Raw genomic sequence first — 24,288 nt, forward strand, 5'->3', positions numbered from 1 at the left:
CTCATCGGTGACCGCGGCCGCCGTGTCCGCCGCCGGTATCCGCGGCCCTGGATCCACGGCCGGGGGCTGTGGCACCTGGACATCGATCTGCGGAACGTGCACGTCGACCACGTCGTGGAGCGCGTCCGCGATCAACTGCTCGGACTCCGCGCTCATGGGCCGCGGGGCGGTCTCGTGTTCCCCGGTGTCGGCGAGGGCCGGAACCGAGCCCCACAGGAACGGTGCGGCGATCGCGGCACCCGCGGAGACCGCGGCCGCCCGGATCAGGACTCGGGCATTGACAGTTGGCATGACCCCTCCAGAAGTACACCGAAAGCAACTACGTATGCGCTTGTCGTGACATCGCGGCGACAGGCCTCCTGGCGATGCCGGGTGGGCACTCGGGTCTCTCATGGCCGAAGGGCCGAGGTGGCTAGCGGTGCGCGTCGAGGTGGTACACGGGTGCCGCACCCGGGAACGTGCGCACGTTGGACACCGGCTCCAGCCCCGTGTCCTGTGCCGGCGTGTCCTCCGGTACCTCGGGCTCCGGCACCGGCGTGCGTTCCGGATCGGGGTCCGGCCGCGGTCCGCGCCGGACGCTCCGATAGCGGGCCAGGCCGCCGCCCCCCACGGCCAGGGCCGCGAGCACCACCAGGCCCGCCGCGACCCAACCCGCCGGCACGACGCCGTGGACGCGGTGGACGGCCGCGGTGCACGCCACCAGGGCCGCCCCCGGCTCGGGGCGCAGGCACACCGTGGTGACGGTCCGTGAGGCCGCTTCGGGCCTGGACCGGACCTCGGTGGTGACCGCCAGGCTCGCCCGTTCGCCCGGCTCCAGCGGCTGGTCCCAGACCACCCTGGACGCCTCGGCGTCGACCGACCCCTCCCCCGAGTCGGACACATGGCGCGTTCCCGGCGGCAGGAGTTGCACGATCTGGGCGTCCGGCAGCGGCTCGTAGCCGGAGTTGCGCACCCGGATCGTGTAGTGCACACGGTCTCCGGGACTCAGCCGGTCCTCCACGTCGTCCTCGACCGTCACGTGCAGGTTCCCCGCACCGGGCACGGCCTCGCCGTCCCGGGGGGCCTCTCCCCCCTCGACCGCTGGCTGGGCGGCGGGAAGGGCGATCAGTGCCGCCAGTCCCATCGCCGACATCACCGCTGAGACTCCCACGGCGGACTCCTCCGTATGGCGAAATGACCCTACGTGTATATGTCCTAACACGTCGTAGTCATTCGGAGGCCGCACACACGCCGGGGGCGGGCGGCCGCTCGGGCCGCCCGCCCCCGGGCGGGTTTGCCGTCACCAGGACGGAGGGAGTGGGCTCAGACGCCCACGAAGGAGCGCAGCGAGGCCGCGCGGTCGGTCCGCTCCCAGGTGAACTCCGGCAGCTCACGGCCGAAGTGGCCGTAGGCGGCTGTCTTGGAGTAGATCGGGCGCAGCAGGTCGAGGTCGCGCACGATCGCGGCCGGACGCAGGTCGAAGACCTCCTTGACGGCCTTCTCGATCAGTTCGGGGGCCACCTTCTCGGTGCCGAAGGTCTCGATGAACACACCGACCGGGTGCGCCTTGCCGATGGCGTAGGCGACCTGGACCTCGGCGCGCTCGGCGAGCTCCGCGGCCACGATGTTCTTGGCGACCCAGCGCGTGGCGTAGGCGGCCGAGCGGTCCACCTTCGACGGGTCCTTGCCGGAGAAGGCGCCGCCGCCGTGGCGGGCGTAGCCGCCGTAGGTGTCGACGATGATCTTGCGACCGGTCAGGCCGGCGTCGCCCATGGGGCCGCCGATCTCGAAGCGCCCGGTCGGGTTGACCAGCAGCCGGTAGTCGTCGGCCGCCAGGCCGAACGCGGCCACCACGGGCTCGATGACGTGCTCGCGCACGTCGGGCGCGAGCATCTCGTCGAGGTTGATGTCGGCCGAGTGCTGGCTGGAGACCACGACGGTGTCCAGGCGGACCGGGACCTGGCCCTCGTACTCCACCGTGACCTGGGTCTTGCCGTCGGGGCGCAGGTACGGGACGGTGCCGTTGCGGCGGACCTCGGCCAGGCGCTCCGAGAGCGAGTGCGCCAGCTTGATCGGCAGCGGCATGAGTTCGGGGGTCTCGCGGTTGGCGTACCCGAACATCAGGCCCTGGTCGCCGGCGCCCTGGCGGTTGAGGGTGTCGTCCTCGTGCTCGACCCGGGCCTCGTACGCGGTGTCCACGCCCTGGGCGATGTCCGGGGACTGGGCGTCGATGGAGACGTTGACCCCGCAGGAGTCACCGTCGAACCCCTTGGCGGAGGAGTCGTAGCCGATCTCGAGGATCTTCTCCCGAACGATCGCGGGGATGTCGACGTAGGTCTGGGTGGTCACCTCGCCCGCGATGTGGACCTGACCGGTGGTGATCAGTGTCTCGACCGCGACCCGGCTCCGGGGGTCGGTGGTGAGCATCGCGTCGAGGATCGCGTCACTGATCTGGTCGGCCATCTTGTCGGGATGGCCTTCGGTGACCGACTCGGAGGTGAAAAGGCGGCGGGACACGTTGCGTGACTCCTTGCAGCGGCTGCTGGCTGACATGGTCGGTGCGGCACGCCCGCCCAGGCTCCCGGCCGGGGCGCTCAATGCCGACTGACGCGGTTGGTATTCAGTCCACTCTAACGGGACTGCTGGGGAAGGTAATCCCGTGGTCGGCCGGTGGTCGTCACGGGCTTCCGAAGGCAGTGTTGCGTACTCGGCGGTAGGAATCCAGTCCCCCGACCGTGCGGTTCGTCCCGGGCGGGGGTCGCGCTCCTCAGGTGGACAGGCGCGGCACGACCAGATCCCACACCCGGTCGGCGAGGTCCTCCTTGGGCCCGAAGGGGATCTCCACCGCGGTGCCGTCGGCGCCGAGCACGACCGCCTGGTTGTCCTCGGTGCCGAAAGCGCGCCCCCCGCCGACCTGGTTGACCACGAGCAGATCGCACCCCTTGCGCGCCAGCTTGGCCCGCCCGTTGGCGATCACGTCGTCGGTCTCGGCCGCGAAGCCGACGATGGTCTGCGCCGATCCCTCCTTCGCACGGGAGGCGACGAGCCCGGCCAGGACGTCGGGGTTCTCGACCAGTTCGATCGGGGCGGGCGCGGCGCCCGACTTCTTGATCTTGGAGGCGGCGCTGCTGGTCGGACGGAAGTCGGCCACCGCCGAGGTCATGACCACGGCGTCGGCCCCCGCGCGTTCGGCGTCCATCGCCGCGGCCAGTTCCCGGGCCGACTCCACCCGCACCACGCGGGCGCCGGCCGGGTCGGGCAGGGACACGTTGGCGGAGACGAGGGTCACCTCGGCGCCGCGGGCCACGGCGGTGCGGGCCAGGGCGTAGCCCTGCTTGCCCGAGGAGTGGTTGCCGATGTAGCGCACGGGGTCGATGGCCTCGCGGGTGCCGCCGGCGGAGACCACCACGCGCCGGCCGGCCAGATCGGGAGCGGTCGTGCCCCCGCGCAGGACGCGCCGTGCCGCCTCGAAGAGCTCGGAGGGCTCGGGCAGTCGGCCCCGCCCGGTGTCGGCGCCGGTGAGGCGCCCCTCGGCGGGGTCCAGGACGATCGCGCCGCGCGAGCGCAGCGTCGCCACGTTCGCGCGCGTGGCGGGGTGCTCCCACATCTCGGTGTGCATCGCGGGCGCGAACACGACGGGACACCGTGCGGTAAGCAGGGTGTTGGTCAGCAGGTCGTCGGCGATGCCCGCCGCGGCCTTGGCCATGATGTTGGCGGTGGCGGGGGCCACGAACACGAGGTCGGCCGACTGGCCGATGCGCACGTGCGGGACCTCGTGGACCTCGTCCCACACTCCGGTGGAGACCGGTCGGCCGGACAGGGCGGCCCAGGTGGGCTCGCCGACGAAGCGCAGCGCGTCGGCGGTGGGCACCACCCTGACCTGGTGACCGGACTCGGTCAGCCGTCTGAGCAGCTCGCAGACCTTGTAGGCCGCGATGCCGCCGCCGACGCCGAGGACCACCTGGGGAACGGTTCGTGTCTCACTCACACCTAGGAGTTCTACCAGGCCCCGTTCGCACAGGTCTCCCCCGGCCCGGACCGACCCGGGAGGCGCCGACGGAGCCGCGGCGGCTCCCGGCGGCCCGAGGAAAGGACGACTAGGCGCCTTCGTAGGGCTCCGCGGTCAGCAGGCCGGACTTGACCTCGCGCAGAGCGATCGAGAGCGACTTCTCCTGCACGTGGGTCTCCACGAGCGGGCCGACGTACTCCAGCAGGCCCTCGCCCAGCTGGGCGTAGTAGGCGTTGATCTGGCGGGCGCGCTTGGACGCCATCGTGACCAGGCTGTACTTGCTGTCCACCAGGGCCAGCAGGTCGTCGATGGGCGGATTGGTGATGCCTTCGGCGACGGGCTCGGTACCAGCCACTTTGAATACCCCCAGGGACGGTCTCCGGCTCGTCGAAAGCCGTGACGTGTTCGGTCGGACGGCGCCCGGGTGCGGCGGGGCGGGCTCGGCCCGCCCGCTATCACACCTTGGGCGCGGTGATCAACGCTAGCAGGTCGGCGCACACGTCCCGTACGGACGTGTTGACGAGTGTGGTGTCGAACTCCTTCTCGGCGGCGAGTTCGACCTTGGCCACGTCCAGCCTGCGCTGGATGACCTCCTCGCTCTCGGTGCCGCGTCCGGTGAGCCGGCGGACGAGCTCCTCCCACGAGGGAGGGGCGAGGAAGACGTGCAGGGCGTCGGGCATGGACTCGCGGACCTGGCGGGCGCCCTGGAGTTCGATCTCCAGCAGCACCGGGGTGCCGGCCGCAAGCCGCTCCTCGACGGGGCCGCGCGGGGTGCCGTAGCGGTTGCCCGCGAACTGGGCCCACTCCAGGAGTTCGCCCTCGGCCACGAGCCGGTCGAACTCCTCGTCGGAGACGAAGTGGTACTGGACGCCGTCCCGCTCGCCCGGGCGGGGCCGGCGGGTGGTCACCGACACCGAGAGCCACACCTCGGGGTGCTCGCGTCGGATGCCGGCGACGACCGTGCTCTTGCCCACACCCGAGGGGCCGGACAGGACGGTCAGTCGCTTCTCCGCCGGACGGGACTGGGATCCGAGCTCAGGCATGTGTGTTTCCGGCTTCCCCTCGGGGCGCCGCCCGCGGGTTCCGCGGACTGGCCGGGAACCGCAGATCTCCCGTGACGGGGCGCGGCGGGCGACTGGATGTGCGGTCTCTACCGCGAACACTCGCGGGAAGTCCCAGTTATACCACCGCGCCGCGGCACGGCGGACGGATCGACCTGGGGCCGACCGCCCGCCGACCGCGGCGCGGGGATGCCACTCATCCGGGCCCGACCGCCTGCGCGGCGGGGGCTCCGCCGCGACTGTGGGGGACGCGGCGAGACCGGTGCACTGCGTTGTCCGGGTCCTACTGGTACTGCTCGGTCCTACTTGGTGAGGTCGCCGAACTCGTCCTCAAGGGCGGCACGCTGGTTGGTGCCCAGACCACGGACACGACGCGACTCAGCGATGTTGAGCCGCTCCATGATCTGCTTGGCACGGACCTTGCCGACACCGGGGAGGGATTCGAGCAGAGCCGAAACCTTCATCTTCCCGATGACGTCGTCCTTGAGGCCGTTGGAAAGCACCTCGGACAGCGAGATCCCGCCGTTCTTGAGCTTGTTCTTGACCTCCGCTCGCTCTTTTCTGGCCTTGGCGGCCTTCTCAAGAGCCGCGGTGCGCTGCTCGGGTGTGAGGGGAGGAAGGGCCACGCCGGGTCACCTCGGATTTCTACTCGTTTGTAGAGGGCGGACGCCTGCGCAAGTTAGTAGGTCTGACCCCTGTTAGGCAACGTAAAGTGCCCTTTCAGCGGCTATTTCATCGAAGGAACTACGCAGAGTAATGATCCAATTGCGGCCTGAGACGAAAACGAGGACCTTAGTCCCGATTGACGGCCTCAACAGGCGTGCCACCAGCGCAGGTCACAGAGGGGTGACCCGGGTCACTCTGGGGCGCCGAAACCGGGTTTCGGACACACCTATTTCGTGACCGTCCGTAAGACATAACTGCGCGTGATGAACCCGCGCCCCTCGTCATCACGGCCGCGCCCGCGCCCATCCGCGCTACACCCGCACACCGGCGCGCCGGACGGCCGCCGCGATCGAGGCGGCCGCCGCGCCCGGGTCCGCGGCCCGCGTGATCGGTCGGCCCACCACCAGCAGGTCCGCCCCCGCCGCGATGGCCTCCTCCGGCGTGGCCACCCTCGACTGGTCGCCCCGGTCCGCCCCGGCCGGGCGCACGCCCGGCGTGATGAGGGTGATGTCGGGACCCACCTCCGCGCGCACCAGCGCGACCTCCTGGGGCGAGCACACCAGGGCCCGCGCGCCGGCCCCCACGGCCAGCACCGCCAGCCGCCGCACCGCGTCGCGGGCCGGGCCGAGCAGCCCGACCTCCTCCAGGTCCTTCTCGCTCATCGAGGTGAGCACCGTCACCCCGGCGATGTCGGTGTCCGGCGCGGCCTCCACCGCGGCCCTGACCATGTCCGCTCCCCCGCCGGCGTGCACGGTGAGGATCGAGGGCCGCAGGGCGGCGACACTGCGCGCGGCGCCCGCGACGGTGGCGGGGATGTCGTGGAGCTTCAGGTCCAGGAAGATCTTGACCCGGTTGGCGCCGCGCATCGCGCTGATCACATCGGGCCCGTACCGCAGGTACAGCTCCAGGCCCACCTTCACCGTGCTCACGTGCGGCGCGACCGCGGACGCCCAGGTGGCGGCGGTCTCGATGTCGTTCGCGTCGATCGCCACGGCGATCGGAGCTGGCGCGGAAGGCGCGGTCATGCGGTTCTCCATTCGTGTGCCACCGGCTCGGTGCCGGCGTCGGCATCCTCGACGTGCTTACAGCGGTACTCGAGGATGCACGTTCGCTGTCATGTGCACACCGTCAAAGTGTGCGGTTCCCTGGATGGGTCACTTCATGCGCCTCAGGAGGATCACTTCCCCGTAACAGCGGCCCAAACGGCCACAGGAGCGCTTTCCTCCCCGTCCCGACCCGGTTGTCCCGGATGTCCCCCACTGGTCGCACAGAGCCATCTCAGGGCCGTTCAGGCCGGTCAGGGGCCTGTCGGTCCCCTCCGCGGCCCCTCAGACCCCGGCGCCGGGCCGGTGGGCGACGCCCACGAGGTCCCGGGCGCGCGCGATGCCCCGCGCGTCGAGGGCCTCGGTGAACTCCCTGAGCACCCGAGCGCAGGCCGAGGGGTCGGAGAAGTTGACCGTCCCGACGGCGACGGCGCTGGCGCCCGCCGCCATGAACTCCATCACGTCCGCCCCCGTGCGGACCCCGCCCACGCCGATGATCGGCACGTCCGGCAGGGCCTCGTGCACCCGGAAGACGCACCCCACCGCGATCGGGCGCAGCGCGGGACCGGACAGCCCGCCCATCCCCCCGGCCACCGCCGGGCGCAGGGTGCGCGAGTCCACCGCCAGGCCGCGCACGGTGTTGATCATCGTCAGGCCGTCGGCGCGGGCCGCCACGCACGCCCCGGCCAGGTCCACCACGTCGGGGACGTCGGCGGAGAGCTTGGCCAGCACGGGCAGGTCCGAACGGGCGTGCGAGCGCACCGTCTGGACCACCGCGGCGGCCTGGGCGGGGTCGTCGGCGAAGTACCGGCCCGCGGGGTCGGCATGGTTGGCGCAGGACAGGTTGACCTCGATGGCGCTGACGCCCTCGGCCTCGGAGACGCGGCGGGCCAGCTCGCCGAACTCGTTCACGCCCGCGCCGGCGATCGACACGATCGCCCGGCCGCCCCTGGACAGCAGCCACGGCAGGTCCCGCTGCAGGAACACGTCCACGCCCGGGCCCTGCATGCCCGTGGTGCTGAGCATGCCGCTCGGCGTCTCGGCCATGCGGGGCGCGGGGCGTCCGGCGTGCGGCTCCAGCATCACCGACTTGGTCGTGACGGCGCCGATCTGGGCGACGTCGAAGAACTGGGCCAGCTCGCGCCCTGCTCCGGCGCACCCGGCGGCGGTCACCACGGGGTTGGGCAGCTCCATGGCGCCCAACCGCGTCCTGAGATCTGCGTTCACTTGCCTTCTTGCTCGCTGTCGGTCTCGCGGTGTACGGGTGGGCCCGCGCGCGGCGGAGGGGCCCTCAGGCGATGTCGCGGGCCGACTCGGCGGCGCGCGCGGCGCTGGAGCCCTTCCACCCGGGTGCGCCCAGGGCGTCGAAGGGGATCGAGCCGACGTCGTCGAAGCGCACCTGCTCGCCCCGGAAGACCGGGCCGTCCACGCAGGAACGCACCATGCGGGTGATGCCGTCGTCCCCCACCACCGGGACCACGCAGGTCATACAGATCCCGGTGCCGCAGGCCATGGTCTCCTCGACCGAGACCTGCACGGGGATGCCGTGCGTGGTGGCCACCGCGGTGACGGCGCGCAGCATCGGCATCGGACCGCAGGCGTAGACCGCGTCGGAGCGGGCCTCCTCGATGACCCGTCCCAGCACGTCCGTGACGCGGCCGCGCGTACCGAAGGACCCGTCGTCGGTGGTGAAGACGGCCGTCTCGGCCACGCGGCGGGCGGTGATAGCGCTGAAGACCCGGTCCGCCGACCCCGCGCCCAGGACGAAGTCCACCCGGCAGCCGCGCCGCCGCAGCGACTGGGCCAGCGGGAAGAGCGGGGCGCTGCCGGACCCGCCGCCCACGAGCACGCAGTTGACCGGGTCGCGGGGCAGCGGGAAGGGGCGCCCCAGCGGGCCGACCACGTCCAGCAGGTCGCGTGATCTTCGCTCGGCCAGCCAGGCGGTCCCGGTTCCGCGCACGGAGAACAGGAACTCGACGGTTCCGCCGTAGTCGGGTTTGACGTCGTGGATGGCGAAGGGGCGGCGCAGCAGCGTGCTGGAGTGGTCGCCGCCCACCGACACCGAGACGAACTGTCCCGAGCGGAAGCGCTCGGCTATCCCCGGTGCGACGACGGTGATGGCGTAGTAGGCGTCCACCCTGCGCACGTTCAGCACGGGGCACCTGACCTGCACCGGTCCGTTGTCGCTCATGGTCTGGCGCACACCTTCCTCACCTCGGCTGTGCGGGCGCCGCGGGCTCAGGGCCCGCGGCGCCCGTACTCTCCGGCGGCCTCACCCGGCGGATGCGGCCCGGACGTACAGCCTAGGCCTCGCGGCGCTCGGTGAGGGCGCTCGCGTGCTCCTGGAGGGAGCGCACACCCACGTCACCGCGGACCCGCGCCTCGATCGCCTGCACCGCGGCGGCCAGCCCCTGCACGGTGGTCACGCTCGGGATCCCGCGCAGGACGGCCGCCGTGCGGATCTCGTACCCGTCCAGACGGGGACCCGCCTGCCCGGCCCCGCCGAAGGGCGTGTTGACGACCAGGTCGACACCGCCCTCGTGGATGAGCTTGACGATGGTGGGCTCGCCCTCGGGGCCGGCGCCCTCGCTGTGCTTGCGCACGACCGTGGCGCGCACGCCGTTGCGGCGCAGCACCACCGCGGTGCCCTCGGTGGCCAGGATCTCGAAGCCGAGGTCGGCCAGCCGCTTGACCGGGAAGATCATCGATCGCTTGTCGCGGTTGGCGACCGAGACGAAGACCTTGCCCTCCGTCGGCAGCGAGCCGTTGACGGCCAGCTGCGACTTGGCGTAGGCGGAGCCGAACTCCACGTCCAGGCCCATGACCTCACCGGTGGAGCGCATCTCCGGGCCGAGGATGGTGTCGACTCCCTCGCCCTCCTTGTTGATGAACCGGTTGAAGGGCAGCACGGCCTCCTTCACGGCGACCGGGGCGTCGGCGGGCAGGTCGCCGCCGTCACCGGTGGCGGGCAGCATGCCCTCGGTGCGCAGTTCGGCGATCGAGGTCCCGGCCATGACGCGGGCCGCGGCCTTGGCCAGCGGCACGGCCGTGGCCTTGGACACGAACGGCACGGTGCGCGAGGCGCGCGGGTTGGCCTCCAGCACGTAGAGCACCCCGGAGGCGAGCGCGTACTGGACGTTGAGCAGGCCCCGCACCCCGGTGCCCCGGGCGATGGCCTCGGTGGAGTAGCGGATCCGCTCGATGTCGTCGCTGCCCAGGGTGATGGAGGGCAGGGTGCACGCGGAGTCGCCGGAGTGGATGCCGGCCTCCTCGATGTGCTCCATGACGCCGCCCAGGTACAGGTCGTGGCCGTCGTAGAGGGCGTCGACATCGATCTCGATGGCGTCGTCGAGGAAGCGGTCGATCAGCACCGGGTGCTCGGGGCTGACCTCGGCGTTGCGCTTGATGTAGTCGGCGAGCATGGTCTCGCTGTAGACGATCTCCATGCCGCGCCCGCCCAGCACGTAGGACGGGCGGACCATGACCGGGTAGCCGATCTCGTCGGCCGCGGTCTTGGCCTCGTCGAAGGAGTGGGCGGTGCCGTACTTGGGCGCGGGCAGCCCGGCCTTGGCCAGGACCCTGCCGAAGGCGCCGCGGTCCTCGGCCAGGTCGATGGCCTCGGGGCTGGTGCCGATGATGGGCACTCCCGCGTCCTTGAGGCGGCGGGCCAGGCCGAGCGGGGTCTGGCCGCCCAGCTGGACGATGACGCCGGCGACCGTGCCGGTGAGCTGCTCGGCGCGCACGACCTCCAGCACGTCCTCCAGGGTGAGCGGCTCGAAGTAGAGCCGGTCGCTGGTGTCGTAGTCGGTCGAGACGGTCTCCGGGTTGCAGTTGACCATCACGGTCTCGTACCCGGCGTCGGAGAGCGCGAAGGAGGCGTGGACGCAGGAGTAGTCGAACTCCACGCCCTGGCCGATGCGGTTGGGTCCCGAGCCCAGGATGATGATCTTGGGCCGCTCGCCCTGCGGGACCTCGGTCTCCTCGTCGTAGCTGGAGTACAGGTACGGCGTCTGGGCGGCGAACTCCGCGGCGCAGGTGTCCACGGTGAGGTAGACGGGGTGGATGCCCAGGGCGTGGCGCAGCTCGCGCACGACCTCCTCGGGCTTGCCGGTGATCTCGCCGATCTGGAGGTCGGAGAAGCCCAGGCCCTTGACGGCGCGCAGCTGGTCGGCGTCGAGCTTGGGCGCGGCGGCCAGGTCGCGGGCGGCCTCCTCCAGGCGCAGCATCTGGTCCAGGAACCAGGGGTCGATGCGGGTGGCCTCGTGCAGCTCCTCGACGGTGGCGCCGGCGCGCAGGGCCTGCTGGACCTGGCGCAGCCGGTGCTCGGTCGGGGTCGCGGACTGGCGCAGCAGCTCGTCCTTGTCGCCGGGCTCACCCGCCCAGGTCAGGCCGACGCCGGCCTTCTCCAGCGAGCGCATGGCCTTCTGCAGCGCCTCGGGGAAGGACCGGCCGATGGCCATGGCCTCGCCCACGGACTTCATGGTCGTGGTGAGGGCGGGGTCGGCGCCGGGGAACTTCTCGAAGGCGAAGCGGGGGACCTTGACGACCACGTAGTCGAGCGTGGGCTCGAAGCTGGCCGGGGTCTCCTGGGTGATGTCGTTGGGGATCTCGTCGAGCGTGTAGCCGACGGCGAGTTTGGCGGCGATCTTGGCGATCGGGAAGCCGGTGGCCTTGGAGGCCAGCGCCGAGGAGCGGGACACGCGCGGGTTCATTTCGATGACGATGATCCGGCCGGTGGTGGGGTGCACGGCGAACTGGATGTTGCAGCCGCCGGTGTCCACGCCGACCTCGCGGATGACCGCGATGCCGATGTCGCGGAGCTTCTGGTACTCGCGGTCGGTCAGGGTCATGGCGGGGGCCACGGTGATGGAGTCACCGGTGTGCACGCCCATGGGGTCGAGGTTCTCGATGGAGCACACGACGACGACGTTGTCGTTGGTGTCGCGCATCAGCTCCAGCTCGTACTCCTTCCAGCCGAGGATGGACTCCTCCAGGAGCACCTCGGTGGTCGGGGAGAGCGCCAGGCCCTGTCCGGCGATGCGGCGCAGCTCGGTCTCGTCGTGGGCGAAGCCGGAGCCGGCGCCGCCCATGGTGAAGGAGGGGCGCACGACGACGGGGTAGTGCAGTTCCTCGGCGGCGTCCAGGCACTCCTGGAGGGTGTGGCAGATGCGCGAGCGGGCGGACTCCCCGCCGATGCGCTCGACGATCGTCTTGAAGGTCTCGCGGTCCTCACCGGACTGGATGGCCTCGATGTTGGCGCCGATGAGCTCGACGTCGTACTTGGCCAGGACTCCGGACTCGTCCAGGGCGACCGCGGCGTTGAGCGCGGTCTGGCCGCCCAGGGTGGGCAGGAGCGCGTCGGGGCGCTCCTTGGCGATGATCTTCTCGATCATCTCGGTGGTGATCGGCTCGACGTACGTGGCGTCGGCGATCTCGGGGTCGGTCATGATCGTGGCCGGGTTGGAGTTGACCAGGATGACCCGCAGGCCCTCGGCCCGCAGGACGCGGCAGGCCTGGGTGCCCGAGTAGTCGAACTCGGCCGCCTGCCCGATGACGATCGGACCGGAACCGACCACGAGGACGGATGAAAGGTCACTACGGCGCGGCATGCTCTTCCTCTTACTGCTTGGCAGCCGGTGCGGGCTGGGCGGACATCAGGTCGCAGAACTCGTCGAAGAGTCCGGCGGCGTCGTGGGGGCCGGCGGCGGCCTCCGGGTGGAACTGGACGCTGAACACGGGGCGGTCCAGCAGCCGCAGGCCCTCGACGACCTGGTCGTTGAGGCCGATGTGGCTGACCTCGGCCCGGCCGTAGGGGGTGTCGAAGGGTGTGTCGAGCGGGGCGTCGACGGCGAAGCCGTGGTTCTGGCTGGTGATCGCGACCTTGCTCGTGCGGGTGTCGCGGACCGGCTGGTTGACCCCGCGGTGGCCGAAGCGGAGCTTGTAGGTGCCCAGGCCCAGGGAGCGGCCCAGGATCTGGTTGCCGAAGCAGATGCCGAACAGCGGCGTGCCCGCGTCCAGGACCCCGCGCATCGCGGCCACGGGGCCGTCGGCGGTGGCCGGGTCGCCGGGGCCGTTGCTGAAGAACACCCCGTCCGGGTCGAGGGCGAGGATGTCCTCCGCGGTGGCGGAGGAGGGCAGCACGGTGACGCGGCAGCCGCGCTCGGCCAGGCGCTGCGGGGTCATCGCCTTGATGCCGAGGTCGACGGCGGCGACGTGGAAGCGGGTGGCGACGCCCTCGGGCGGCAGGACCTCGTAGGGCACGTCGACGCTGACCTCGGCGGCCAGGTCGGCGCCGGCCATGGACGGCTGCTCCAGGACACGGGCCAGGAGCGCCTCGGGGTCGGTCTCCACGGAGCTGACGGCGGCGCGCATCGCGCCCCGGTCGCGCAGGTGGCGGGTCAGGGCGCGGGTGCCGGTGAGGGCGATGCCGACCACGCCCTGGCGGCGCAGCTCCTCGTCGAGGGTGCGCTTGGCCCGCCAGTTGGAGGGGATGCGCGCGGGTTCGCGGACGACGTATCCGGCGACCCAGATCCGGCCGGACTCGGGGTCGTCGTCGTTGACGCCGGTGTTGCCGATGTGCGGCGCGGTCATCACGACGATCTGTCGGTGGTAGGAGGGGTCGGTGAGGGTCTCCTGGTAGCCGGTCATACCGGTGTTGAAGACGGCCTCGCCGAAGGTCTCGCCGACGGCGCCGAAGGAGCGGCCGTGGAAGACGCGGCCGTCCTCGAGCACCAGAATCGCCGGCCCGCCCGTTGTCTCGGACACGTTGTCCCCCTCTACCGCGCCAGGCTGTGCCTGGGCGTTCGCTGCTGTGCTCACTTGATCTTGCCTTCCAGGACGGTCGGGACGCCGCGCAGGAACGTGGCGTGGACCCGGCCGGGCAGGGTCATGCCCCGGAAGGGCGTGTTCCCGCTCTTGGTGGCCATGGCTCCCCCGTCGACCGCCACGGGCGCGGCCGGGTCGTACAGGACGACGTTGGCGGGCTCACCGACGGCGAGGCCGCGCCCGTGCTCGCCGACCCGGCCGATGCGGGCCGGGGCGGTGGACATGCGGTCGGCGACCTGTGCCCAGGTGAGCAGGGCGGTGTCGACCATGGTCTCCTGCACCACCGCCAGGGCGGTCTCCAGCCCCACCATGCCCATGGCGGCCGTGGACCACTCGGTCTCCTTGGCCTCCGCCGGGTGCGGGGCGTGGTCGGTGGCGACGATGTCGATCGTGCCGTCGGCCAGCCCCTCGCGCAGCGCCTGGACGTCCTCGGCGGTACGCAGCGGCGGGTTGACCTTGTAGATCGGATCGTAGCTCTCCACCAGGTCGTCGGTGAGGAGCAGGTGGTGGGGTGTCACCTCGGCGGTGACGTCGCAGCCGCGCGCCTTGGCCCAGCGGATGATGTCGACCGAGCCCTTGGTGGAGACGTGGCACACGTGCAGGCGGGAGCCGACGTGCTGGGCGAGCAGGCAGTCGCGGGCGATGATCGCCTCCTCGGCGACCGCGGGCCAGCCCGGGAGTCCGAGGCGGTCGGAGACGCGGCCCTCGTTCATCTGGGCGCCCTCGGTCAGGCGCGGCTCCTGGGCGTGCTGGGCGATGACGCCGTCGAAGGCCTTGACGTACTCCAGCGCGCGGCGCATGAGCAGGGCGTCGGAGACGCAGATGCCGTCGTCGGAGAAGACGCGGACCCGGGCGGCGGAGTCGGCCATGGCGCCGATCTCGGACAGGCGCTGACCGGCCAGGCCGACGGTGACGGCGCCGACGGGGCGCACGTCGCAGTACCCGGCCTCGCGGCCCAGGCGCCAGACCTGCTCGACGACGCCGGCGGTGTCGGCGACGGGGTCGGTGTTGGCCATGGCGTGCACGGCGGTGTAGCCGCCCATGGCGGCCGAGCGGGAGCCGGTGGCGACGGTCTCGGCGTCCTCGCGGCCGGGCTCGCGCAGGTGGGTGTGCAGGTCCACCAGGCCGGGCAGGGCGATCAGGCCGGCGGCGTCGACGACCTCGGCGCCCTCGGCGCCCTCGGGGACGGTGAGGCCGGGGCCGGCCTCGGCGATCCTCCCCTCGGAGAGGAGGAGGTCGACGGGGTCGCCGCCGAGCGGACGTGCGCCGCGGATCAGGTGCGGTGCGTGGGTGTCGGGCATCGCGGTGTGGCTTCCTCGTGGTTCGTATGGGGTCAGGCTCGTTGGCCGCCCGTCGGCGCCGACCGCGTTCGACGCGGTCGGCGGGGCGGTCGGGCGGGGGTGCCGGATGGCGGTGCGGTGCGTGCCGGCGCCTTGTTCAGGATCCGCCGAGCAGCAGGTAGAGCACGGCCATGCGCAGACTGACGCCGTTGGTGACCTGTTCGGTGACGGTGCAGCGCGGGGAGTCGGCGACCTCGGCGGAGATCTCCATCCCGCGGACCATCGGTCCGGGGTGCATGACGATGGCGTCCTGGGGCATGCGGCCCAGGCGTTCGCCGTCGAGTCCGAAGCCCCGGCTGTACTCGCGCTCGGAGGGGAAGAAGGACTCGTGCATGCGTTCGCCCTGGACGCGCAGCAGCATCACCACGTCGGACTTGGGCAGGACGCCGTCGAGGTCGTAGGAGACCTCGCACGGCCAGGCGTCGACCGAGACCGGCAGCAGGGTGGGCGGCGCGACCAGGGTCACGTGCGCGCCCAGGGTGGTGAGCAGGAGCACGTTGGAGCGGGCGACGCGGCTGTGCAGGATGTCGCCGACGATCGCCACGCGCAGGCCCTCCAGGCGGCCGAGCCTGGAGCGCATGGTGAAGGCGTCCAGGAGGGCCTGGGTGGGGTGCTCGTGGGTGCCGTCGCCGGCGTTGACCACGGAGCCGTCGACCCAGCCCGCGAGCCGGTGGGCGGCGCCGGAGGCACTGTGGCGGATGACGACGCCGTCGGCGCCCATGGCCTGCAGGGTCAGCGCGGTGTCCTTGAGGCTCTCGCCCTTGGACACGCTCGAACCCTTGGCGGAGAAGTTGATGACGTCGGCCGACAGGCGCTTGGCCGCCAGCTCGAAGGACGTGCGGGTGCGGGTGGAGTCCTCGTAGAAGAGGTTGACCACGGTACGTCCCCGCAGGGTCGGCAGTTTCTTGACGGAGCGGTCGCCGACGTGGGCGAGCTCCTCGGCGGTGTCGAGGATGAGGGTGGCCTCGTCGCGGGACAGGTCGCCGGTGGAGAGCAGGTGGCGCATCAGGCGTTCCCCTCGGTGGTGTCGGGGCCCGTCCGGGTGCGGGAAGAGGGAGACTCCGGGGCCGAAGGCCGTCGTTTGAGGGTGGTGGCGGGCGACGGGTGGGCCGGGCCGAGGAGGACGGCGTCGTGCCCGTCGGTCTCCTCCAGGCGCACGGTGACGTTCTCGCGCAGCGAGGTGGGCAGGTTCTTGCCCACGTAGTCGGCGCGGATGGGCAGTTCGCGGTGGCCGCGGTCGACCAGGACGGCGAGCTGTACGGCGCGGGGGCGGCCGAGGTCGCCCAGGGCGTCCAGGGCGGCGCGCACGGTGCGGCCGGAGAAGAGGACGTCGTCGACCAGGACCACGACGCGGTCGTCGAGTCCGCCGACGGGGATCTCGGTCCGGCCCAGGGCCCGGGCGGGCGCCAGGCGCAGGTCGTCGCGGTACATCGTGATGTCGAGGGAGCCGACCGGGACGCCGAGGTCCTCGACGCGTTCGATGCGCCGTGCCAGGCGCTGGGCGAGCGGGACGCCGCGGGAGGGGATGCCCAGGAGGGTCACGTCCTCCCCGCCCTTGGTGCGTTCGAGCACCTCGTGGGCGATGCGGGTCAGGGCCCGGTTGATCTCGGGGCCGTCGAGCACAGCCCGGGTGCCGTCGGGCACCTCCGGTGACGCTGGGGGCACGCGGCCCTCTCTGTCACCTTTCGGATGTTTTTGCGCACACAAAGTAGTGACCCCTTCCCTGCCTCACAGAACAGGTCGTTAAAGGATGTCGATGCGCCCCACGCTACCAGCGACGATCACGGAGCCCGAGATGAGGGGCGGCGACCACCCGAGCGCATGTGACTCTGGTCACACCCCAAGTGGGTGGTTTCATGCCCGAGAGTAGCCAAATCATGACAAGACGGATACGCGCTTACCTGGTGCAAAAGCTGAAATTCCCAGCAGGGGCGGGCTTTTCGCCCTTCCGAAGTGCCCCTTCTCGCCCTGATCGATCCTGACATGAGAGGAGTCTCACCTACGCACGGTTTGGCCACGCATTAGTCGCGTTTCGACCCAACGGCTTGACCTGGGAGCCAGACCGTCCTAGCGTCACTGTCTGTAATCAATACCGGGTGGGGTTGCGCCCCGTCACCGAACTGCCGGTCCGCTCAGCCGGGCGGGCGGGCGATACGGTCCACATCCCCCACCGATCCAGCCACCGTCACGGCCGGGAGCGACGAGAACATGCCATCCGAATACGCGAAGTCCCTTGGTGCGCGTCTGCGCGCCATCCGCACCCAGCAGGGCCTGTCCCTGCACGGGGTGGAGGAGAAGTCCCACGGGCGCTGGAAGGCCGTCGTGGTCGGCTCCTACGAACGTGGCGACCGTGCGGTCACCGTCCAGAAGCTCGCCGAGCTCGCGGACTTCTACGGTGTCCCGATGTCGGAGCTGCTGCCCGGCGGCGCCGCACCCACGCCTTTGGGCCCCACACCCAAGCTCGTCATCGACCTCGAGCGCATGCAGCAGGTCCCGCAGGAGAAGGCGGGCCCGCTGTCGCGCTACGTGGCCACCATCCAGAGCCAGCGCGGCGACTACAACGGGCGCGTGCTGTCCATCCGCCAGGAGGACCTGCGCTCACTCGCGGTCATCTACGACAAGTCGCCCTCGGACCTGACCGAGGAGCTCATCAACTGGGGCGTCCTCGACCCCGAGGCGCGCCGGGCCGTCGACGCCTTCTGACCCGGGCACTCCCACACTGACCAGAACCGGTAGCCGACCAGGCCTGCCGGTTCTCGTCGTGCCGGCTCCCCCCGCTCCCGGGACCCGGCACACCGGTGGCGTGAACGAGAGCGGCGCGACCGGGCGTTGGGGCTTCCCCTCCCCAAGCCGGCCGCGCCGCCGTCCCGTCGGCCGAACCGACGGTGATCGAACGTGTGTTCGATGCACCCAGTTAACCGCAGCCCGCGCGGGCCGTCAAGCACCGCGCGCGGAGCGGGCGGGCATAGGGTTGGTCCGTGGTAGACGACACCGAGCTGCGTGAACTGGACCCACGGGCCTTCGCGCACGCCGTCCCCGCCCTCCTGGAGGTGTACGAGGCGGCCATGCGCCCGCCCGCGGAGCAGCTCCCCGGACGGGCCGCCATCATGAACAGCCACGCCTCCTACCCCGGGTTCCGCTCCGTCGCCGCCCTGCACGGCGCGGACGCCCTCGGCTTCGCCTACGCCTTCCACGGCCGGCCCGGCCAGTGGTGGCACGACACGGTCCTGGAGGGACTGCACGACCACGGCCGTCCCCGCCTCGCGCGGCGCTACCTGTCCGACCCCCTGGAGATCGCCGAGGTCCACGTCCGGCCGGACGCGCAGGGCCACGGCATCGGCCGGGCCATGCTGCACGCCCTGTGCCGGGACAGGCCGGAGCGCACCGCGGTGCTGTCCACCCGCGCGGGACCCACCGTGGCGCGCCGCCTGTACCTCTCGTGCGGGTTCACCGACGTGCTGGAGGAGTTCACCTTCCCCGGCAGCCCCGGTCAGCCCTTCGCGATCATGGCCGCGCGGCTCCCGTTGAACGGCTCCGACGGCCGGAGACCTCCTGATAGATCTGCCTGGTGGCCGTGGAACGGTTCGAGGTGATGAAGTGGATGCCCGGCGCGCCCTCGGCCAGCAGCCGCTGGCACATGCGCTGGGCGTACTCGATGCCGAAGGCCCGCACCGACTCGGCGTCGTCGCCGAAGCTCTCGAACTTCGCCGCCAGCTCGGCCGGGAACTTCGCGCCCGACAGCTGCTCCGAGCGCGGGATGAACGACGTGCGCACCACCGGGAAGACCTCCGGGATGATCGGCACCTCGCACCCGCGCGCCGCCACGCGGTCGCGCAGCCGCAGGTAGTCCTCCGGGTCGAAGAACATCTGGGTGATGGCGTAGTCCGCGCCCGCGTCGCACTTGCGCACGAAGTGGTCGGTGTCGGTCTCCACGTCCGCCGAACGGGGATGCTTGTAGGGGAAGGCCGCCACGCCCACGCAGAAGTCGCCGCTGTCCTTGAGCAGGCGCACCAGTTCCTCGGTGTAGGTCAGGCCCTGGGGGTGGCGCACCCACTCGCCGTCGGGGTCGCCGGGCGGGTCCCCGCGCACGGCCAGCATGTTGGACACGCCCGCGTCGGCGAAGCGGCCGATGAGGTGGCGCAGTTCGGCGACCGAGTGGTCGACCAGGGTCATGTGCGCGACCGGCAGCAGCGTGGTGTCGGTCGCGATGCGCTCGGTGGTCTCGACGGTCATGCCGCGCGTGCTGCCGCCCGCGCCGTAGGTGACGGAGACGAACGAGGGGCCGAGGGCCTCGATCTCGCGGATCGCGCGCCACAGGCGCTCCTGCGCCGTCGGGGTGCGCGGCGGGAAGAACTCGAAGGAGAACAGCGGCTCGCCCGCGTGGAGCAGTTCCCGGATGTGCCGGGGGCGGGGCGTGGGGTTTCGGAGCGCCACGGGGCGTGTCGGTGCAGCGAGCATGACCCCAACCTTAGGCGAGGACGCCGGGACACCGTGGAGAAGACGTCCCAGTACGTGAGATCTCCCGGGAGAATGTCAGGATCGCCACAGCGGGGCCCGGCGCGAACGCGTCCTCCAGGGTCGCGCTCCTGCCCGCGCGCTACCCGTTACTGTGCTGGTATGGCCCCTTCTTCTTCCTCTTCCGTCTCACCCGTCGCCGCGATCCGCTCCGCCGTGGACCGGGAGCTGGCCGCGTTCTGCGCCGACCACCGCGCCCAGGTCCTGGCGATCGGCGATGAGCTCGCGCCGGCCATGGACGCGTTGGAGGCGATGATCGCCGGCGGCAAGCGTCTGCGCCCGACCTTCCTCTACTGGGGCTGGCGGGGCGCCGGGGGCGCCGCCGAGGACGACCGGGTGGCCCGCGCGGCCGCGGCGCTGGAGTTCCTCCAGGCCTGCGCGCTGATCCACGACGACGTCATCGACAACAGCGACACCCGGCGCGGCCTGCCCGCCACCCACAAGCGCCTGGCCGCGCTGCACGCCGACCACGGGTGGGGCGGCGACGCCGACGAGTTCGGCCAGGGGGCCGCGGTCCTCATCGGCGACCTGTGCCTGGTGTGGTCGGACGAGATGTTCCAGGGCAGCGGGTTCGAGCAGGACACGCTGCTGGGCGCCCGGCCGGCCTTCGACGCCATGCGGACCGAGGTGATGGCCGGGCAGTACCTGGACACCCTGGAGCAGGTGCGGGGCACCGAGTCGCGAGAGGCGGCCCTGCGCGTCATGCGGTACAAGGCGGCCAAGTACACGGTGGAGCGCCCTCTGCACGTGGGGGCGGCCCTGGCCGGGCGGGCGGACCTGGAGGCGGTCTACACCGCCTACGGGATCCCGCTCGGTGTCGCCTTCCAGCTGCGCGACGACGTCCTGGGGGTCTTCGGGGACCCGGGGACCACCGGCAAGCCCGCCGGCGACGACCTGCGCGAGGGCAAGCGCACGCTGATCGTCGCCGAGACCCTGGCCCGGGCGGAGGCCGCCGACGGTGAGCGGTTCCGCTCCCTGCTGGGCGTGCCGGACCTGTCGGCGGACTCGGTGGCGTGGATGTGCTCGCTCATCGAGCGCTCGGGTGCGTTGAACGCCTGCGAGAAGATGATCGAGGGCTACGCGCAGGAGGCCGTCACCGCCCTGGAGAGCCCGGAGCTGGAGGACGCGGCCCGCGGTCCGCTGCGCGAGCTCGTGGTCGCCGCCACCGCGCGCACCCACTGACCCCGACCCGCTCCCCCGCCGTCCCCTAGGGGAGATCTGGTCGGTTCCTCCGGGACGCCGCCGGTTGTGCCCCGGTCCCCGCCCCGTTTGAATCGGCGTGAAGGCAATACCGCGCACGGTGGGGAACGGGGCTGTCCATGACAAGAGCGAGTACGCCGCGAGGGCCGGTCGCCGCGGGTGAACGGGCGCTCGCCCCCGATCTGGCCCGCGGCTTCATGCTGTTGTTCATCGTGATCGCCAACTCCACCTGGTACCTGTGGGCGGCGCCGATGACCGGCGGGAACGCCCACCCGGCTCCGGAGGGGCCGCTGGACTCGTTCACGCAGTTCCTGACCATCGTCATGGTGGACTCGCGCAGCTATCCGATGTTCGCCTTCCTGTTCGGCTACGGCATGGTGCAGCTGGCCGTCCGCCAGGAGGCGGCGGGCGCCGATCCCCGGGCCGTCGACGCCCTGCTGCGCCGCCGCAACCTGTGGCTGTTGATCTTCGGCTTCTGGCACGCCCTGCTGCTGTGGATGGGCGACGTCCTGGGCGCCTACGGCCTGGCCGGCCTCCTGCTGTGCTGGCTGTTCTTCCGGCGCCGCGACACCACCCTGCTGGTGTGGGCCGGCGCGCTGGCGGGGCTCTTGCTGCTGATGTCGGCGGGCAGTGTGACGGCGATGGCCGCCATGTCCCCCGGCGACGCGGCCGGCGGCTTCGACATGGACTTCATGGCGAGCAGCATCGCCAACCCGTCGCTGCTGTGGGCCGCCGTGGGCCGCGTCACGATCTGGCCCGCGGTGGTCCTCGGCCAGGGCCTGCTGGGGCTGGCGGTGCCGACCGCGATCCTGCTGGGCGTGTGGGCCGCGCGCCGCCGGATCCTGGAGGAGCCGGAGCGGCACCTGCGCCTGCTGCGCACCGTCGCGGTCGCGGGTCTGGCCACGGCGTGGATCGGCGGACTGCCCGAGGCCCTGGCCCAGCTCGGGATCTGGGAGCTGGACGAGGCGCGCGCCGCCATGCTGGCCCTGCCGCACGCGCTCACCGGTCTGGCCGGCGGACTGGGCTACGTCGCGCTCATCGCCCTGATCGCGCGCCGGCTCCAGGCGCGTGATCGCGGGCCCGGGGTGGTGCTGACCGCGCTGACCGCGACCGGCAAGCGCTCCCTGACCTCCTACCTCGGCCAGTCCGTGCTGTGCGCGCCGATCCTGGCCGCCTGGGGCCTGGGGCTGGGCGCGCACCTGACGTCGTGGAGCATGGCGCTGTTCGCGGTCGGGGTGTGGCTGGTGACGGTGGCCGCGGCCTACGCGATGGAACGGGCCGGCAAGCGCGGTCCGGCCGAGGTCCTGCTGCGCCGCCTGTCCTACCAGCGCACCACCGCGGCGCCGGCGGTGCCGAGCGCCGGAAGACCGCCCGGTCCCGGCGATGACCAAGAGCGCACCACCCGCTGACCGGATGCCGCAAAAAGGGGCGTGCCGGTGAGTGATCGGCGGCCCCGCGTCCCTCAGGATGAGGTGTCATGGGCGACGATCACATGACAAACCACACCATAGGGGTGACCGGGGCCACCGGAGCGCTGGGCGGTCGGGTGGCCGCCAGGATCGCGCGGCTGGGGCTGCCGCAACGGCTCATCGTCCGGGACATCAACCGGGCGCCGGAGTATCCCGGGAGCTCGGCGGCGATGGCGGCCTATGAGGACACCGCCGGCTTCGAACGGGCGTGCCGCGGTGTGGACACGCTCTTCCTGGTCCCGGCGACCGAGTCCGAGGACCGGATCGACAAGCACCTGAGCGCGGTGGACGGAGCGGTCAAGGCCGGGGTGTCCCGGATCGTCTACCTGTCCTTCCTGAGGGCGGGCCCGGCGGCGACCTTCACGTTCGCGCGCACGCACTTCTTCACGGAGGCGCACATCCGGGCGACCGGCGTGGGGCACACCTTCCTGAGACCCGGGCTGTACCTGGACCTGCTGCCCGACTGGGTGGACGGGCAGGGCGTGATCCGCGGCCCGGCCGGTGACGGCCGGGCCGCGTGGGTGTCCCGCGACGATGTGGCGGACGTGGCCACGGCGGTGCTGACCGACCCGGAACGGGCGGCCCTGGCGGAGGGGTCGACCTACGACGTCACCGGCCCGGAGGCACTGAGCCTCGGCGCGACCGTGGACAAGCTGAGCGCCCTAACCGGGCGCGCCGTGCGCTACGTGCCGGAGACCTGGGGGGAGGCGCTGGAGTCGCGCCGCGCGGGCGGGGCTCCGGAATGGGCCGCCGAGGGCTGGGCCTCGTCCTACGCGGCGATCGCCGCCGGAGAGCTGGACGTGGTCGCGCCCACCGTCCCCACGCTCACGGGCCACCCCGCGCAGTCCATCGAGGGGTTCCTGCGCCGGCACCCGAGCGCTCTGTCGCACGTGTCCGTCTGATCCCGTGCCCCGGTCGAAGCGGTGCTGGACGACCGGGGCCACGAGGGCGGCCGCGTCCTCGGAGGCGGCCGGGTGCGGTCAGACGTCCGTCTGGGCGTGTTCGACCAGGCGGGCGCGCAGTACGGCGGCGGCCGCACGGGGGTCCTCGGCCTCGGTGATGGCACGCACGACCACCACCCGGCGGGCCCCGGCATCGAGCACCTGGCCGATGTTGTCGGCGTCGATGCCGCCGATGGCGAACCAGGGGCGGTCGGTGTCCAGTGCGGCGGCCCGCCGGACGAGCTCCAGCCCGGCCGCGGGGCGTCCCGGCTTGGTGGGCGTCGCCCAGGTGGGCCCGACGCAGAAGTAGTCGCTGCCGGGCTCCTCGGCGGAGGCCGCGGCGGCCTCGGCGTCGTTGTTGGAGCGCCCGATGACCGGGTCGGCGCCGATGACGTCGCGCGCCATGGGCACGGGCAGGTCGCGCTGGCCCAGGTGCAGCACGTCGGCGCGCACGGCGCGGGCGATGTCGGCGCGGTCGTTGACCGCGAGCATGGCCCCGTGCCGTTCACAGGCGCTCCGCAGCACCTCCAGGGCGGCGATCTCCTGACGGGCGTCCAGATCCCGGTCCCGGAGCTGGATGATGTCCACCCCGCCGGCCAGAGCGGCGTCGGCGAACTCCGCGAGATCGCCGCGCTCGGTCCGGGCGTCGGTGCACAGGTACAGAAGGGATGCGTCCAGGCGCTTGCGCAGGCTGGTTCCGTGGCTGGTCCTCACACGACCCACCCTAGGCGCTGCGGGATCGCCGCCCAAGAGCCGGAGCCACCGGCGTGCCCCCGGATCGTTCTCCCGGGCCCGCCGGCGGCTCCGCCGTGCTCGTCCACGGCCCCGGACTCACCGCGGCCGGGCGCCGATCAGAACGCCATGCCCTGGGCGCGCCGGCGCACCTCGGTGCCGCGGTTCTCCCGCATGGCCTGGATCGGCGTGCCGGGCAGGGTCTCGTCGGGGGTGAAGAGCCACCGCAGGGCCTCCTCCGTGGAGAACCCGGCGTCGGTCAGCAGCACCAGGGTGCCCGGCAGACCCTTGACGAGGTCGTGGCCGTCGATGAAGTCGGCCGGGATCGAGAGCTCCCCGCGGCGGACCACGCCCATCAGGCGGTTCTCCCGGATCAGCGTCTTGATCCGGTTCGGGCTCACGCCGAGCGGCGCCGCCGCCTCCTTGAGGGTCAGCCAGGTGCCGACCAGGGTGTCGATGTCGCTGTCGCTTTGTGTCACGCCTCCAATCTGCCACATCCGCGCGGGCC

General features: G+C 72.0%; 22 protein-coding genes. 5 read left to right on the plus strand and 17 right to left on the minus strand.

Features of this window, described 5'->3' with window-relative positions; genetic code table 11:
* Positions 1 to 412: 412 nt before the first annotated feature.
* The 14 genes from DFP74_RS00290 to pyrR all read right to left on the minus strand — a co-directional run bounded on the left by DFP74_RS00290 (position 413) and on the right by pyrR (position 16,588).
* Entirely contained in the window at positions 413 to 1,150 is a 738-nt protein-coding gene (locus DFP74_RS00290) for a DUF11 domain-containing protein (RefSeq protein WP_121179856.1), read from the minus strand.
* Between the two features lie 152 nt (positions 1,151 to 1,302).
* On the minus strand, positions 1,303 to 2,496 hold the full coding sequence (metK, locus tag DFP74_RS00295; RefSeq protein WP_121179857.1) for a methionine adenosyltransferase: 1,194 nt from the start codon (positions 2,494 to 2,496) through the stop codon (positions 1,303 to 1,305).
* 250 nt (positions 2,497 to 2,746) lie between these two features.
* Complete coding sequence (gene coaBC, locus DFP74_RS00300) at positions 2,747 to 3,940, minus strand: bifunctional phosphopantothenoylcysteine decarboxylase/phosphopantothenate--cysteine ligase CoaBC (RefSeq protein WP_121179858.1); 1,194 nt, start codon at positions 3,938 to 3,940, stop codon at positions 2,747 to 2,749.
* 136 nt (positions 3,941 to 4,076) lie between these two features.
* Positions 4,077 to 4,343, minus strand: coding sequence for a DNA-directed RNA polymerase subunit omega (rpoZ, locus tag DFP74_RS00305; RefSeq protein ID WP_121179859.1), 267 nt, complete (start codon positions 4,341 to 4,343; stop codon positions 4,077 to 4,079).
* A gap of 100 nt (positions 4,344 to 4,443) precedes the next feature.
* Positions 4,444 to 5,031 carry a guanylate kinase gene (gmk, locus tag DFP74_RS00310; RefSeq protein WP_121179860.1) on the minus strand — a complete coding sequence of 196 codons (588 nt, stop codon included), beginning with the start codon at positions 5,029 to 5,031 and terminating at the stop codon, positions 4,444 to 4,446.
* 320 nt (positions 5,032 to 5,351) lie between these two features.
* The gene (gene mihF, locus DFP74_RS00315; RefSeq protein WP_121179861.1) at positions 5,352 to 5,675 is read right to left on the minus strand and encodes an integration host factor, actinobacterial type; all 324 of its coding nucleotides are present in this window, start codon (positions 5,673 to 5,675) and stop codon (positions 5,352 to 5,354) included.
* Positions 5,676 to 6,026: 351 nt separating this feature from the next.
* On the minus strand, positions 6,027 to 6,740 hold the full coding sequence (pyrF, locus tag DFP74_RS00320) for an orotidine-5'-phosphate decarboxylase (protein WP_121187931.1): 714 nt from the start codon (positions 6,738 to 6,740) through the stop codon (positions 6,027 to 6,029).
* Positions 6,741 to 7,043: 303 nt separating this feature from the next.
* Positions 7,044 to 7,985 (minus strand): dihydroorotate dehydrogenase, encoded by a 942-nt coding sequence (locus DFP74_RS00325; protein WP_121179862.1) that lies wholly within the window; start codon positions 7,983 to 7,985, stop codon positions 7,044 to 7,046.
* Between the two features lie 64 nt (positions 7,986 to 8,049).
* On the minus strand, positions 8,050 to 8,949 hold the full coding sequence (locus DFP74_RS00330) for a dihydroorotate dehydrogenase electron transfer subunit (protein WP_121187932.1): 900 nt from the start codon (positions 8,947 to 8,949) through the stop codon (positions 8,050 to 8,052).
* Positions 8,950 to 9,061: 112 nt separating this feature from the next.
* Entirely contained in the window at positions 9,062 to 12,367 is a 3,306-nt protein-coding gene (gene carB / locus DFP74_RS00335) for a carbamoyl-phosphate synthase large subunit (protein WP_121179863.1), read from the minus strand.
* Positions 12,368 to 12,377: 10 nt separating this feature from the next.
* On the minus strand, positions 12,378 to 13,523 hold the full coding sequence (carA, locus tag DFP74_RS00340) for a glutamine-hydrolyzing carbamoyl-phosphate synthase small subunit (protein WP_121179864.1): 1,146 nt from the start codon (positions 13,521 to 13,523) through the stop codon (positions 12,378 to 12,380).
* 50 nt (positions 13,524 to 13,573) lie between these two features.
* Positions 13,574 to 14,884, minus strand: a complete 1,311-nt coding sequence (locus tag DFP74_RS00345) for a dihydroorotase (RefSeq protein WP_121179865.1) — start codon at positions 14,882 to 14,884, stop codon at positions 13,574 to 13,576.
* 136 nt (positions 14,885 to 15,020) lie between these two features.
* Positions 15,021 to 15,929 (minus strand): aspartate carbamoyltransferase catalytic subunit, encoded by a 909-nt coding sequence (locus tag DFP74_RS00350; protein WP_121179866.1) that lies wholly within the window; start codon positions 15,927 to 15,929, stop codon positions 15,021 to 15,023.
* A complete protein-coding gene (pyrR, locus tag DFP74_RS00355; protein ID WP_121179867.1) occupies positions 15,929 to 16,588 on the minus strand; it encodes a bifunctional pyr operon transcriptional regulator/uracil phosphoribosyltransferase PyrR in 660 nt (219 codons plus the stop codon). The genes DFP74_RS00350 and pyrR overlap by 1 nt, the downstream gene beginning before the upstream one ends.
* A gap of 543 nt (positions 16,589 to 17,131) precedes the next feature.
* On the opposite strand from pyrR, the gene DFP74_RS00360 reads away from it, so the two are divergent.
* The gene (locus DFP74_RS00360; protein WP_053615297.1) at positions 17,132 to 17,626 is read left to right on the plus strand and encodes a transcriptional regulator; all 495 of its coding nucleotides are present in this window, start codon (positions 17,132 to 17,134) and stop codon (positions 17,624 to 17,626) included.
* Positions 17,627 to 17,901: 275 nt separating this feature from the next.
* Positions 17,902 to 18,516, plus strand: coding sequence for a GNAT family N-acetyltransferase (locus tag DFP74_RS00365; RefSeq protein ID WP_199725423.1), 615 nt, complete (start codon positions 17,902 to 17,904; stop codon positions 18,514 to 18,516).
* On the opposite strand, the gene metF is transcribed toward DFP74_RS00365, so the two are convergent.
* Positions 18,428 to 19,381 carry a methylenetetrahydrofolate reductase [NAD(P)H] gene (gene metF, locus DFP74_RS00370; protein ID WP_199725425.1) on the minus strand — a complete coding sequence of 318 codons (954 nt, stop codon included), beginning with the start codon at positions 19,379 to 19,381 and terminating at the stop codon, positions 18,428 to 18,430. The genes DFP74_RS00365 and metF overlap by 89 nt on opposite strands.
* Positions 19,382 to 19,540: 159 nt before the next feature.
* Here metF and DFP74_RS00375 point away from each other — a divergent pair, with 159 nt between their 5' ends.
* The 3 genes from DFP74_RS00375 (at position 19,541) to DFP74_RS00385 (ending at position 23,009) form a co-directional block, all read left to right on the plus strand.
* Positions 19,541 to 20,620, plus strand: coding sequence for a polyprenyl synthetase family protein (locus DFP74_RS00375; RefSeq protein WP_121179869.1), 1,080 nt, complete (start codon positions 19,541 to 19,543; stop codon positions 20,618 to 20,620).
* Between the two features lie 137 nt (positions 20,621 to 20,757).
* Complete coding sequence (locus tag DFP74_RS00380) at positions 20,758 to 22,047, plus strand: DUF418 domain-containing protein (protein ID WP_121179870.1); 1,290 nt, start codon at positions 20,758 to 20,760, stop codon at positions 22,045 to 22,047.
* A 68-nt stretch (positions 22,048 to 22,115) separates the two neighbouring features.
* Positions 22,116 to 23,009 (plus strand): SDR family oxidoreductase, encoded by an 894-nt coding sequence (locus DFP74_RS00385; protein ID WP_121179871.1) that lies wholly within the window; start codon positions 22,116 to 22,118, stop codon positions 23,007 to 23,009.
* Between the two features lie 78 nt (positions 23,010 to 23,087).
* On the opposite strand, the gene thiE is transcribed toward DFP74_RS00385, so the two are convergent.
* Entirely contained in the window at positions 23,088 to 23,762 is a 675-nt protein-coding gene (gene thiE, locus DFP74_RS00390; protein ID WP_121179872.1) for a thiamine phosphate synthase, read from the minus strand.
* 137 nt (positions 23,763 to 23,899) lie between these two features.
* On the minus strand, positions 23,900 to 24,277 hold the full coding sequence (locus tag DFP74_RS00395) for an Rv2175c family DNA-binding protein (protein WP_199725427.1): 378 nt from the start codon (positions 24,275 to 24,277) through the stop codon (positions 23,900 to 23,902).
* Positions 24,278 to 24,288: the final 11 nt, after the last annotated feature.

The organism is Nocardiopsis sp. Huas11 (assembly GCF_003634495.1).
In the GTDB taxonomy this organism is placed as follows: domain Bacteria; phylum Actinomycetota; class Actinomycetes; order Streptosporangiales; family Streptosporangiaceae; genus Nocardiopsis.